Origin of the sequence: Staphylococcus sp. HMSC14D10, from assembly GCF_001808125.1 — a bacterium.
In the GTDB taxonomy this organism is placed as follows: domain Bacteria; phylum Bacillota; class Bacilli; order Staphylococcales; family Staphylococcaceae; genus Staphylococcus; species Staphylococcus haemolyticus.
The window spans coordinates 19,380-32,375 of sequence record NZ_KV792249.1 but is presented as its reverse complement, the minus strand read 5'-3'; the positions used below and the strand labels follow the sequence as shown (position 1 = coordinate 32,375).

15 protein-coding genes and 2 tRNA genes are annotated in these 12,996 nt (G+C 31.6%); 8 read left to right on the top strand and 9 right to left on the bottom strand.

The window, feature by feature from the left end:
- Nucleotides 1-95 precede the first annotated feature (95 nt).
- Nucleotides 96-1,607, top strand: coding sequence for a bifunctional metallophosphatase/5'-nucleotidase (locus HMPREF3134_RS05275; RefSeq protein ID WP_070441306.1), 1,512 nt, complete (start codon nt 96-98; stop codon nt 1,605-1,607).
- Between the two features lie 83 nt (nt 1,608-1,690).
- Here HMPREF3134_RS05275 and HMPREF3134_RS05270 read toward each other — a convergent pair whose 3' ends face one another.
- Both HMPREF3134_RS05270 and HMPREF3134_RS05265 read right to left on the bottom strand, forming a co-directional pair.
- Nucleotides 1,691-2,293 (bottom strand): CPBP family glutamic-type intramembrane protease, encoded by a 603-nt coding sequence (locus HMPREF3134_RS05270; protein ID WP_011276203.1) that lies wholly within the window; start codon nt 2,291-2,293, stop codon nt 1,691-1,693.
- 16 nt (nt 2,294-2,309) lie between these two features.
- Nucleotides 2,310-2,486: a YkvS family protein gene (locus HMPREF3134_RS05265; RefSeq protein ID WP_070441302.1), complete on the bottom strand. Its 177-nt coding sequence runs from the start codon at nt 2,484-2,486 to the stop codon at nt 2,310-2,312.
- A 200-nt stretch (nt 2,487-2,686) separates the two neighbouring features.
- Here HMPREF3134_RS05265 and HMPREF3134_RS05260 point away from each other — a divergent pair, with 200 nt between their 5' ends.
- Nucleotides 2,687-3,676, top strand: a complete 990-nt coding sequence (locus tag HMPREF3134_RS05260) for a lipoate--protein ligase (protein WP_070441299.1) — start codon at nt 2,687-2,689, stop codon at nt 3,674-3,676.
- Nucleotides 3,677-3,722: 46 nt separating this feature from the next.
- Here HMPREF3134_RS05260 and HMPREF3134_RS05255 read toward each other — a convergent pair whose 3' ends face one another.
- The 4 genes from HMPREF3134_RS05255 to HMPREF3134_RS05240 form a co-directional block, all read right to left on the bottom strand.
- Nucleotides 3,723-4,274: an Ltp family lipoprotein gene (locus HMPREF3134_RS05255; protein WP_070441296.1), complete on the bottom strand. Its 552-nt coding sequence runs from the start codon at nt 4,272-4,274 to the stop codon at nt 3,723-3,725.
- A 260-nt stretch (nt 4,275-4,534) separates the two neighbouring features.
- Nucleotides 4,535-4,623, bottom strand: a tRNA-Ser gene (locus HMPREF3134_RS05250).
- A gap of 3 nt (nt 4,624-4,626) precedes the next feature.
- Nucleotides 4,627-4,701 (bottom strand) — tRNA-Asn (locus HMPREF3134_RS05245).
- 151 nt (nt 4,702-4,852) lie between these two features.
- Nucleotides 4,853-5,437, bottom strand: a complete 585-nt coding sequence (locus HMPREF3134_RS05240; protein WP_011276196.1) for a competence protein ComK — start codon at nt 5,435-5,437, stop codon at nt 4,853-4,855.
- Nucleotides 5,438-5,652: 215 nt separating this feature from the next.
- Between HMPREF3134_RS05240 and HMPREF3134_RS05235 the strand changes: the two genes are divergently transcribed.
- Complete coding sequence (locus HMPREF3134_RS05235) at nt 5,653-5,871, top strand: IDEAL domain-containing protein (protein ID WP_070441293.1); 219 nt, start codon at nt 5,653-5,655, stop codon at nt 5,869-5,871.
- Between the two features lie 76 nt (nt 5,872-5,947).
- On the opposite strand, the gene HMPREF3134_RS12455 is transcribed toward HMPREF3134_RS05235, so the two are convergent.
- Nucleotides 5,948-6,049, bottom strand: coding sequence for an SAR1012 family small protein (locus HMPREF3134_RS12455; RefSeq protein ID WP_011276194.1), 102 nt, complete (start codon nt 6,047-6,049; stop codon nt 5,948-5,950).
- Between the two features lie 79 nt (nt 6,050-6,128).
- Nucleotides 6,129-6,359: an NINE protein gene (locus tag HMPREF3134_RS05230; protein WP_070441290.1), complete on the bottom strand. Its 231-nt coding sequence runs from the start codon at nt 6,357-6,359 to the stop codon at nt 6,129-6,131.
- A 185-nt stretch (nt 6,360-6,544) separates the two neighbouring features.
- Between HMPREF3134_RS05230 and HMPREF3134_RS05225 the strand changes: the two genes are divergently transcribed.
- Nucleotides 6,545-7,099 carry a GNAT family N-acetyltransferase gene (locus HMPREF3134_RS05225; RefSeq protein WP_070441287.1) on the top strand — a complete coding sequence of 185 codons (555 nt, stop codon included), beginning with the start codon at nt 6,545-6,547 and terminating at the stop codon, nt 7,097-7,099.
- Nucleotides 7,100-7,198: 99 nt separating this feature from the next.
- Here the strand turns inward: HMPREF3134_RS05225 and HMPREF3134_RS05220 are convergent, their stop codons facing one another.
- Nucleotides 7,199-8,137 (bottom strand): 1,4-dihydroxy-2-naphthoate polyprenyltransferase, encoded by a 939-nt coding sequence (locus tag HMPREF3134_RS05220; RefSeq protein ID WP_070441284.1) that lies wholly within the window; start codon nt 8,135-8,137, stop codon nt 7,199-7,201.
- A gap of 177 nt (nt 8,138-8,314) precedes the next feature.
- Between HMPREF3134_RS05220 and HMPREF3134_RS05215 the strand changes: the two genes are divergently transcribed.
- Genes HMPREF3134_RS05215 through menB form a run of 4 tightly spaced genes read left to right on the top strand, consistent with a single transcriptional unit; the run spans nt 8,315 to nt 12,943 of the window.
- Nucleotides 8,315-9,682, top strand: coding sequence for an isochorismate synthase (locus HMPREF3134_RS05215; protein ID WP_070441282.1), 1,368 nt, complete (start codon nt 8,315-8,317; stop codon nt 9,680-9,682).
- Nucleotides 9,672-11,342: a 2-succinyl-5-enolpyruvyl-6-hydroxy-3-cyclohexene-1-carboxylic-acid synthase gene (menD, locus tag HMPREF3134_RS05210; protein WP_070441279.1), complete on the top strand. Its 1,671-nt coding sequence runs from the start codon at nt 9,672-9,674 to the stop codon at nt 11,340-11,342. Before HMPREF3134_RS05215 ends, menD begins: the two co-directional genes overlap by 11 nt.
- Nucleotides 11,329-12,132, top strand: coding sequence for a 2-succinyl-6-hydroxy-2,4-cyclohexadiene-1-carboxylate synthase (gene menH / locus HMPREF3134_RS05205; RefSeq protein ID WP_070441276.1), 804 nt, complete (start codon nt 11,329-11,331; stop codon nt 12,130-12,132). Before menD ends, menH begins: the two co-directional genes overlap by 14 nt.
- Nucleotides 12,125-12,943 carry a 1,4-dihydroxy-2-naphthoyl-CoA synthase gene (menB, locus tag HMPREF3134_RS05200; protein WP_011276187.1) on the top strand — a complete coding sequence of 273 codons (819 nt, stop codon included), beginning with the start codon at nt 12,125-12,127 and terminating at the stop codon, nt 12,941-12,943. The genes menH and menB overlap by 8 nt, the downstream gene beginning before the upstream one ends.
- The last annotated feature ends 53 nt before the right edge of the window (nt 12,944-12,996 follow it).

Genomic DNA, 12,996 nt, shown 5'->3' with positions numbered 1-12,996 from the left:
AAATTATTAATTCTGAGAATGCTTTTTTGATTAGAAATAAATAGCAACTACAGATTAATAAATGTTAAACTAGCTTTAAATAAGGGGTGTGTAAATTGGAGAAAAATGAACATATAAATATAGATATCTTGGCAACATCCGATATGCATAGTCATTTTATGAATGGAGATTTTGGATCAAATATATATCGTGCTGGTACCTATGTTAAAAATATTAGAGAAAACAATGATAAAGTCATTTTATTAGATAGTGGGGGAAGTGTAGCTGGCTCATTGGCTGCGCATTATTATGCTATTGTCGCACCCTATAAACGTCATCCTATGATTAAATTAATGAATGCTATGCAGTATGATGCTAGTGGTATAAGTCCGGATGATTTTAAATTTGGATTATCATTTTTGACTAAAGCAGTATCACTATCAAGGTTTCAATGGTTATCTGCGAATATAGAATTTGCATTAACAAAGGAACCATACTTCTCAACACCTTATATAATTAAAGAATACGATAATGTTCGAATCGCAATTGTAGGTTTAACTGCAGATGGATTAATGAAAAACGAATTCGCTGAAATGGAGAAAGAGGTTAGTATTGAAAAAGCACTATTATCTGCTAAACGCTGGATTAGATATATACATGAAAGTGAACATCCTGACTTCTTAATTGTAATCTATCATGGAGGACTATATAAAATAAATCAAACGAATACAAGACATAGAAAAGGTTCTCATGAAGCGGAAAAAATAATGAAGGAAATAGGTGTGATCGATTTAATGATAACAGCGCACCAGCATCAAACGATTATAGGTAATGATTTTGAAACAGTGTATGTTCAAGCAGGACAAGATGCTCAAGAGTTAGTACACGTCAAAATTAAATTTAAAAAACGTACGAACTCGTTCGAAAAAGAAGATATTGAATCTACAGTAATTAATTTAAGTGAGTATCCAGAAGATCAGGAATTACTTGAGACAACGTATTATGATCGTAAAGCCTTAGAACATTGGTCAAAGGATATTGTTTCAGAGAATAAAGTCGATTTACAAGTTAATGGCTTGGAAGACTTACTAAGTAGTCCACACCCATTTATACAATTATTACATGATAGTCTACATTTAGCCTATGAGAATAATATTACTTGTATTAACGTGCCTAAAAATGGCGAAAAGGGATTAAAAGGTATAGTGACTAATGAGGGTGTCTATAATGCTTATCCACATCCTGATAAAGCAATAGATATAACACTTAGAGGCCATCAAATTAAAAAGATGCTTGAATATACTTATTCTTATATTCAATTTGAGCAAGATCAATTAAGTATGACTATTATTGATGAAACATTATGTACATTGTGGCAAGGATTTGATTATGAGGTAGATATGTTAGCGCCTCGTTTTGATAGAGTTAATATAAAAAATATTGAGTTAGATGAAAAGTATAGAGTTACAATGACAGATTATTGTTATAGAAATTATCGTCAATACTTGGAAGATGAATCAATACTTCATTCCACATATGATCGACCGATGAGTTCACTTATCGCTGAAAAGCTAAATCAACCTAATTATTATTTAAAGTTGGACTCTAATTTTTCAGTAACGTATTAAAAATAGTACTCATATAAGTAAACGTATTTAAATTGTAACTTACTTCAAAAAAACTTTTCTTAGTTAAAACTAAGAAAAGTTTTTTATCCATGAAATATTAATAATAGTATAATTGCCACAATTTGTCCTAAAGAGGTAGTTACGATGCGACGCGTATATTGATAACTCAATGATAATACTAATTGAGCTACAAAAATAAATGCTACTATCCACCATTTATCTAAATAAATAAATAAAGAACTAGAACATAATGCAGTAATCAAGATGATTAACCAAGTAGGCAATTTAAATTGAGTCAGTTCTTTTTGCAAAACAGTTCTCATGTATAACTCATGACAAGGAATTACAAAAATTAACGTCACTAACATTTGCCATTTGAAATAAACACCTGTTCTTGATAATTCTTTAATAAGTTCTGCATATGTTATTTGTGGTGAAAGTAATGAAAAAATTAATTGTATTATAACCAAGACGATACCTGTAGCGATACCAACTCCGATAGAAGTTAAAAGTCTTTTAGATTCTATGTCCCTTTGGTAAAATACATAACTAATGCCTGCAATTAACATAATACCAGTGTATAGATACCAGTATTCTTGATGCTCTCCCCACATAACAAATAAAATCAAATGGAATACAATGAAACTTGCTATAAACCAAATTAAAGCTTTTGATATATTTTTCATTTTAATGTATACCTTCTTATTCAACGATAGTATATCGTCTATGATTAATAACTGTTTTTTCTGGTAAGTCTAATTCATTGAAGTTATCCATAATTGTTAAGTCTACAATAACTGAATTGTCATTAATTTTCTCAACACGGCCTCTTAAACCGTCATAAAATTCTACGATATTTCCTACTTCTGCAACAGTCATACGGAGTCCTCCTAAATTCATAACTAGGCTATATTGTACTAAAAATTTGCATAATAATAAACAAATATATGCTAAAAATGGCAAATAATATTTTAATTATGAAAATAATGTCAAATTTGAGTAAATAATTGGCAAAATAACTAAATATAAGGCATAACTAAACTAAGGGCATATACGAGAGAGTCAAAGGAGAGATATAGATGAAATTTGTAAGCAATAATAATATTATTGATCCTACAATTAACCTTGCCATGGAAGAGTACGTGTTAAAACATTTACCTTCGGATGACAGTTACTTTCTATTTTATGTAAATGGACCGTCTATCATTGTCGGAAAAAATCAAAATACTATAGAAGAGGTTAATAAACAATATGTAGATGAAAATAACATACATGTTGTACGCCGTATTTCAGGTGGTGGCGCTGTATATCATGACCAAGGAAATCTAAATTTTAGTTTTATTACAGATGATGACGGTAATAGCTTCCATAATTTTAAAAAGTTTACAGAGCCAATTGTACAAGCACTTCAATCAATGGGTGTAGATGCTGAAATGACTGGTCGTAATGATATTCAAGTAGGGCAAGCTAAAATTTCAGGGAATGCCATGGTTAAAGTTAAAGATAGAATGTTTAGTCACGGTACATTAATGTTAAATAGTGACTTGGGAGAAGTACAAAATGCATTGAAAGTTAATCCTAAAAAAATTCAATCTAAAGGTGTTAAGTCAGTGCGTAAGCGTGTAGCAAATATCGATGAATTTTTAGAAGAATCGATTTCAATTGATGACTTTAAACAAATCATTCTAAAAACAATTTTTGGTGAACATGAAGTTGAAGAATATAAGTTAACAGACGAAGATTGGAAGAATATAGAAGCATTAAGTAATGAGAAATACCGTACCTGGGAATGGAACTACGGTCGAAATCCTAAGTATAATTTTGAACGCGATGAAAAATTTGAAAAAGGATTTGTACAAGTCAAATTTGATGTTAAAAAAGGCAAAATTGAACATGCTAGAATATTCGGAGATTTCTTTGGTGAAGGTGATGTAACAGAGTTGGAGAACGCACTTGTAGGTGTGTTGCATGATTACAATCACATTAAAGAAGCAATGGAAGAGTTTGATTTCTATCATTATTTCGGCGCTATTGAAAAAGAAGATATTTTAAAATTGATGTCTTATTAATATAACTAAGCGGCTATATAGGATTTAACCTATAGCCGCTATATTTTTATTTATTTAAATGATCTATAGCATATTGCGCTTCTTCTTGCGTGAACTTTTCACCGTAGCTAGAAGTGAGTTGATCATAAATTGCATCATTAGACATATCTTGTTGATTTGCATAATCCTTAGCTTTTTCTAAAGCATTTTTCTTATAATCAACTTTAAGATTATCAATTGCATATTGAGCAGCATCTTCTGGGAATTTTTCTCCTGCATCAGATGTTAATTGATCATAAATACCTTGTTTAGACATGTGCATAACATCAGAATATGTCTTAGCTTTATTAAGAGCCGATTTTTGTTCTCTAGTAGCATCAGAATCATTTGAACTTTGTTGCTCAGTATTATTAGAATTAAGACTATTATTAGAATTACTAAAAGAAGCAGTACAAGCTGATATTCCTATTATGATAAGGATTAATAAAACTAGGCAACCACCACAACCACCACATCCCCATAACCATCCTTTTTTCTTATTGGACTTATGCTGTTGGTAATCTTGAAATTGTTGCCATTGTCTTTGCGCTTCATTGCTCTCAAAATGTCGATCAGCCATTATTTAACATTCTCCTTTAAAATTTATATTTTATACAAATAAGTATATTATATAAATTAGACATATGGAACGAAATATTTTTAAATTTTAAAGTTTTAATATTTTAAATTAATGTAAGTTTTAACATTAAATTAATGCTAAAGAGTAAATTAATAATTTAATAGATAATTTATTTGAAAATGCAAAAGGAGTAAATTAGATTTTATGAGTGGAAAATAGAAATGTAAAAAACCCTCCAATAAATGGAGGGTTTAAAATGACGGAAACGGAGGGATTCGAACCCTCGCGCCGCTCTCGCGACCTACACCCTTAGCAGGGGCGCCTCTTCAGCCAACTTGAGTACGTTTCCATATGGCTCCGCAGGTAGGATTCGAACCTACGACCGATCGGTTAACAGCCGATAGCTCTACCACTGAGCTACTGCGGAATAATATGTATTTATATAATGTATCTCTATGAGCACAAATATTATTATATCAATAAACTTAAAATTTGCAAGGGATTATATTTAAAAATATACGGAACATTTACACTATATTAATATAAAAGTCCCGTATGATTTAAAATTAAACGTAAAACTATTTATCTTGTAATAGTGAATAATGTGAAAGTGCTTCGAAAATATTTAAAGTCGTTTTTTCATAATCAATTGGCATTTCTGGATTGTTTGACTTCATACGAGATTGTTTATCGACCATGTAATAATAAAAAATGCAGTTAGAGTATTGGTGCCAAATACTGTGGTAGGAAACATTAAGTGTTAATGTTTGATGATTTGCAAAAATAATTTTACATTTTCGATTTTTAAGAGGCTTAATTTCATGTACATAATGCATATTAATCCACATGTTTTCTTCTAAACGGTCTGAATGCGTAGGGAAAAAATAAGTGGGGAAGAGAGGAGTCAATAAAATAGGTGGTTTACTAGTAATGCCGGCAATTCGTTGTGTTTCGGATTTCTTACTAATATAGCTATTACCATAAAATTTACATGAGCGTTCGACGATTTTTTGAGTTTTGAATGGGCTTGAAACTATTGTAGAATCATATTTCCATATTTCAGATCCTTTTGTTTGCTCATAATCATCAATGACGGGTTTGATTATCATATCTCCTTTTCGAATAATATATACAGTATTTTGGCTTTGAGAAATATTTGTCATCTCTTAACCTCCTTAAATTTATATCATTATTAAGCGCTAAAAACTCAACGATTAATAATATAAATTTATTATATAAAATTTTTATATGTTGTCAAGGTAATCATTACATATAAAATTACACTTATTTTTTGCGAAAAGTCAGAATATTCTATTGATTTAAAAAATATAAGCTTGTATACTATCCTTATACAAAAAAAAGAAAGGCAGTGATTACAATGAATCACAAAACGAATGTCAAAAATACGACACTAGAAGATTTTGTAACGACAGTTAATGATTTAGGCGTTGAGCTAGTCATTGAAGAGGCGCTTCGTCAAGGACGAAAGAAACAGTTAATGAAATTGATTGATGATGCGTTGATTAATAAGAACCAGGAAGATTTTATTAACTTTACTAATGAATATAAAAATCTGGAGGCATTTCTCAATGAGTAAATTAGGATCCTGTAACTCATTATAAAAGGTCTATTCACTACTTAAATCAAAGTTAGCGAATAGACCTTTTTATATTTTATTTTTGACCACCGTTTGATTTTCCCTCAATTTTATTACGAATCCATTTTACTAAATATCCTGTTATAACAATTCTAAGTACGCGTTTGATAATATTCATACTAGCTTACTCCTTTTTTTATGTTTATTTGAGTTTACCCGTTCTACACATTATTAAAGATAATTTCTAAAATTACTGATTAAATTTTTGGATGGCGGTTATTTGGTATAAATATATAGCCATTTTCATCAGCTTTAGTTGTAAAGATTATGATAATACCATGGATAATTGAAATAATGGTTGGAATAGTAGTCCAAAAGAACACTAAATGAAGCACGCCTTGCCACACTTTGTCTGCGTAAAATTTATGAATGCCGACACCACCCAAAAATAAAGAACATAATACATATAATGTTTTATTAACTCTCATAACTATGTTACCTCCTTAATCTCATATTTTAAGCATTTCAAAAATTAAATCAAATATTACTGAGGTGATTGAAAAAAATGATTATAATTACAATTAAAATGTTTTAATTTGCTGCAATTAATTTATTAATATTTGTAAATTTTATATAATAAAGTTAACAAATTTATGGAGAGGAGAATGGTAAATTGATCAGAAAAGCACGTCCGAGCGACAGTAAGCAAATAGCGGAATTATGTTATATCATTTGGCATGATATGGAACTAGATATTGTACAAGAAATCACTAAAGAACGTGTTATTCATGCAATTGAAGAAAGTATAGTCAATATTAATTATAGAACGAATTATAATAACATTTGGGTATATGAGCAAGACAATCATGTTGCAGGATGCATCATAGCATATAAGGGTGATAAAGAATTAGAGTTAGAAGCAGCATGGAATAAATTGCCGTTGGAAGAGGACATAAAAGCAATAGGTACGCCATTACCTTTGAAAGAATCTAAAGATGATGAATGGTACATTGAGGCTGTTGCAACATTCTCGGAATATAGAGGACAGGGTATTGCAACTAAATTATTTAATTATCTAATATCTACATACCCGGATAGAAAGTGGAGCTTAAGTTGTGACTACGATAATCCAAGAGCTAAGAAATTATACGAACGTTTAGGTTTTAAATGGACTGAGGATATAGAGTTGTATGGCCATCAATATTTACATATGGTCTATTCATCATAGGCAAAAAATAAAACGGAGGAGACAGAAACTATAATTAGTTTCATTGACTCACTCCGTATCATCTTACAATGAAATATTTTAAATTTATCTGAGGATATATTAAATGCCACCTAATAGGGCACTAATATAAATACCTAAAGCGTATAATACACCAAAAATTGTGTTTGTTTTTCCAGTTGCAGCCATAGCAGGCATCATACTTGCAGGTGTATCATTCTTTTTGAAACGACGAATGGCTTTAACTGGCATAGGGAATGATAACAAGACAAGTAGATAAAATAGTGAACCACCATCTACAAATAATGCAGTATAGACAACGAAAACGTATGCAATGATATACATAACTGTCATAAATGTAATTGAGGCGCGTTTACCTAATAAAATAGGTAGAGTTTTACGTCCACTCGCTTGGTCTTTGACTCTGTCGCGTATATTATTAGCCATGTTAATTAGACCAATTGTAATTACTATTGGAATACTAATCCAAACCACAAAGCTATTGATATTGCCAGTTTGTATGAAGAACGCTAATAAAATAATAATCATACCCATGAATAAACCAGAAAACAGTTCACCAAAAGGCGTCCAAGAAATTGGCATTGGACCACCTGTATATAAATAGCCAATTGCCATACAGACGATTCCTACTGGAATGATCCAAAATGAACTATTCGCTGCTAAAAAGATACCAAGCAATGCAGCAACGATATAAAAAGCAATTGCTAGATTCATGACAAGTTTTGGACTCATACCATTTCTTACGATAGCACCACCGATACCAACGGAAGTGTGATCATCTAAACCTTTTTTAAAGTCATAGTATTCATTAAACATGTTTGTTGCAGCTTGGATAAGTAAACAAGCGATTAACATTGCAATAAATAACATGAATTTGATGTTATCTTGACTACCTAATAAAAAAAGTTTTGCAGTTGAAGTACCAACTAAAACTGGTACAACAGCAGCAGTTAAAGTATGAGGTCGCATCAAATGCCAATATTTTCTAACAGTAGAATATTGTTGATATTGATTTGCCATAATTTAATCTACCTCTTATTGTATTTTTTTAACATATGTATTTTAAAGGAATAGTAAATAAAGGTCAATCAAGGTAAAATATTTCTCTAGAAGATTAAGCAATTATGCCACCATAAATAGTTAAAAATGATACAATATTGTAATGAGAAAAAATAGATAATGAAAGAAGTGAAATGAATGGCTGCGAATATAAAGGAAGATGACATTATTGAGTCAATATATGAAAGTAACAAAAGCTGGGTATCTGTTGAAGTGAAAATTGATAGAGAACTTACACCTGATGAATTATTCAATTTAACAGAATCTCAGGCAGGAGATCGCTTTTATTTTCGCTTAAATGATAATACGTCTTCATTTTTCGGCTATCATGCTGTTCAAAGATTCAAAAATAACTTTGATAATAAGCAATCGATCTTTCGTGAGTGGGAAAAATTTAAAAAAGATATTGAATTGGTACACCCGGATATAGAAAAGCATCATTTGAAAGTCATTGGTGGATTTCAATTTTCTAGCCATAAATCTGATGATGAATGGCGTGAATTTGGCATTAATCATTTTGTGATACCTCAAGTTTTAATATCAAATATCGGACAAACTACTTATCTGACATATACAGTTGAAAGAGCCCAATTTGATATTGAACAGTTTAAAGAAGTAGTAAATTACTTTGAAGAAACTCAAATTGCTAAAGCTGAACCTGTTGAAACAATGGGGAATATCTTACGAATGGAAGATATCTATGTTGATGAGTGGAAAGAACTCGTTAGGGATGCGATTGCTCAGCTTGATGAAACTAAAAAAATCGTTCTTGCAAGACGTCGTATGATTAAATTTGATAAACCAATTAATATACCTTATGTGCTTAATCGAGCATTACAAAGTGAAAGAAACAGCTATTTATTCATTTTAGAATCCAATCAATCTGTATTCTTTTCACAAACGCCAGAACAACTTTTAAAAGTAGAAGACGGTGTTCTATCTACAAAAGCTGTAGCTGGTACAATTAAGCGATCTAACGACATAGACGAAGATGAAAGAAATATACAAGCATTTCTAAAAGATAAAAAGAATTTAGGTGAACATGATTTTGTAGTTAAAAGTATTCTAGATGACATAACGCCTTATGTTGATAATATTGAATATAATCATTCACCTAATATTTTAAAAAACGACCATCTATATCATTTATATACTCAAATTCAAGGTCAGTTAAAAAACAATTCCTTTATAGGATTAATTGATGAAATGCATCCTACACCAGCTTTAGGTGGCTACCCTAAAAATGAAGCACTTAAATTTATTGAAGAAAATGAATTTGGAACACGAGGCTTATATGGCGCACCAGTTGGTTATATCGACATGAATGATGATTGTGAATTTATTGTAGCAATACGCTCAATGTTAATAAAACAAAATCAAACCACGTTATTTGCAGGGTGTGGTATCGTAAAAGATTCTGACCCTGATAGTGAGTTAGCTGAAACTGCAGTTAAATTTTCACCGATGATGAATGCTTTAGGAGTAGTGGATAAGAATGAATCATAATGACGCACTAACAAAACAAGTATATACATTTGCTTCGGAGTTATATGCCTATGGCGTACGTGAAGTTGTAATTAGTCCCGGCTCAAGATCAACGCCATTGGCCATTGCTTTTGAAGCACATCCTAATATTAAGACATGGATACATCCTGATGAACGTAGTGCAGCGTTTTTTGCTTTAGGCTTAATAAAAGGTAGCGAACGCCCTGTAGCTATTTTATGTACCTCTGGCACTGCGGCGGCAAATTATACACCAGCAATTGCAGAGAGCCAAATCAGTCGTATACCTTTAATTGTATTAACAAGTGATCGTCCACATGAATTAAGAAGTGTGGGGGCACCACAAGCAATTAATCAAGTTAATATGTTCGCAAATTATGTTAATTTTCAATTTGATATGCCTGTAGCAGATGGTACTGATTACGTGCTAGACGCAATTTATTATCAAATGCAAATTGCAAGTCAGTATCTATATGGTCCACATAGAGGTCCTATTCATTTTAATTTACCATTTAGAGAACCATTAACACCTAACTTAGAAAGACAAGAGTGGCTAACATCTTATTCTAAAAAGCTGCCGCATTATCAAAAAAATATTAATGTTCAAGACATCAGACATATATTAAAAGAGAAAAAAGGGTTAATAATAGTTGGTGATATGCAACATCAAGCTATCGATCAAATACTTACTTATGCGACCGTGCATGACATACCTATACTTGCAGATCCATTAAGTCAATTACGTAAGTATAATCATCCAAATGTGATTACGACATATGATTTATACTATCGTGCAGGTCTCGACTTAGATGTTGATTTCGTAATAAGAGTTGGTAAACCTGTTATCTCAAAAAAATTAAATCAATGGCTTAAGCGCACAAATGCATATCAAATTTTAGTGCAGAATAATGACAAGATAGATGTATTTCCAACGCCACCGAGTATTTCATATGAAATATCTGCAAATGATTTCTTTAGAAATCTTATCGAAGAAACAGCTGTCGATCGAAAAGACTGGATAGACATGTGGCGAACACTTGAATCACAGGCTAGAAATACAATCGATAAACATATGACAAATGCAACAGATGAAGCGGCATTTGTAAAAATATTAATTGATAAATTAACTAAAGACGATGCTATTTTTGTAAGTAACAGTATGCCAGTTCGTGATGTCGATAATCTACTTTATAATAGTGAAGTTGAAGTATATGCTAATCGCGGTGCAAATGGTATCGATGGAGTTGTATCAACTGCTATTGGAATGGCTGTACACAAGAAAATCACTTTGATAATCGGCGATTTAGCATTCTACCATGACATGAATGGTCTTTTAATGGCTAAAATTAATAATATTAATTTAAATATTGTTTTACTTAATAATGATGGTGGCGGTATATTCTCATATCTTCCACAAAAAGCATCTGCTGAAGCATATTTTGAACGTTTGTTTGGAACGCCGACTGGATTGAATTTTGAGTATACAGCCTTGCTTTATGATTTTACATTCAAACGATTTAATAATGTGGCAGATTTCACTCAAGAAAAGCTATCACATATGAATTCACATATTTACGAAATGGTAACAAATCGAGATGACAATATGTCACAACATCAAATTCTATATAAGAAATTGAGTGGTATTCTAAATGTTACACTATAACTTCTATCAATCACAAAATAATTCAAATCAGTTATTAGTACTTTTACATGGCTTTATTAGTGATAGTCGTACGTTTAATGATGATGTTCAATATTTTTCACAAGAGGCTAATGTTCTTACAATCGATTTACCAGGGCATGGACAAGATCAATCACCAATTGATGTAACTTGGGACTTTCCATACATTACGACACAATTAGATGAGTTATTAGATATATACAAATCTTATGATATTACTTTACTCGGATATTCAATGGGTGGCAGAGTGGCATTGTATTATGCGTTGTACGGGAAATGCTCTTTGTCAAAATTGATAATTGAAAGTAGTTCTCCAGGAATTAAAGATGAAAATAATCGACATGAGCGTCAACAAATAGATGCAGCAAGAGCAAAAGTATTAGATATTGCTGGGTTAGAGGTATTCGTTAATGATTGGGAAAAATTACCATTATTTTATACGCAATATGAACTAGATAAAGATAAAAAGTCGGCTATAAGAGAAATGCGATTATCCCAAGATCCACATAAATTAGCAAAAGCTTTGCGTGATTATGGCACTGGTCAAATGCCTAATTTATGGGAACAAATTGGTAATATTCAAATACCTTGCTTTATTTTAACTGGTGAATTAGACCAAAAATTTGTGAAAACTGGACAAGCTATGAATAAGGATATGAAATACAGTCAAATCCATACTTTTTCAAATGTAGGTCATACAATTCATGTGGAAGATAAAGCGGAATTTGATACAATAGTATTAGGTTTTTTAAAGGAGGAGCAAAATGACTAGACAGTGGGAAACACTTAGAGAATATGATGAAATAAAATATGAATTCTACGAAGGAATTGCTAAAGTAACGATTAATAGACCTGAGGTAAGAAATGCATTTACACCTAAAACAGTAGCTGAGATGATTGATGCATTTAGTCGTGCACGTGATGATCAAAACATTTCTGTAATCATCTTAACGGGTGAAGGTGACAAAGCATTTTGTTCTGGCGGTGACCAAAAGAAACGTGGACATGGTGGCTATGTAGGCGAAGACCAAATCCCACGTTTAAATGTATTAGATTTACAACGTTTAATCCGTGTCATTCCTAAACCAGTTATCGCAATGGTTAGAGGTTATGCCATCGGTGGTGGTAACGTATTAAACGTAGTATGTGACCTAACAATCGCTGCTGATAATGCTATTTTCGGACAAACAGGTCCTAAAGTAGGTTCATTCGATGCTGGTTATGGTTCTGGTTACTTAGCAAGAATCGTTGGTCATAAAAAAGCACGTGAAATTTGGTACTTATGTCGTCAATATAATGCACAAGAAGCTTTAGACATGGGCTTAGTTAATACAGTGGTACCATTAGATCAAATCGAAGATGAAACAGTTCAATGGTGTAAAGAAATTATGAAACACTCTCCAACAGCTTTACGTTTCTTAAAAGCTGCTATGAATGCGGATACTGATGGCTTGGCTGGATTACAACAAATGGCTGGAGATGCTACATTACTTTACTACACTACTGATGAAGCTAAAGAAGGTCGTGACGCGTTTAAAGAAAAACGTGATCCAGACTTTGATCAATTTCCTAAATTCCCATAAATCAGTAACGGTAATATAAAAAAGTATAATTTTAGGACACTTATATAGTGATA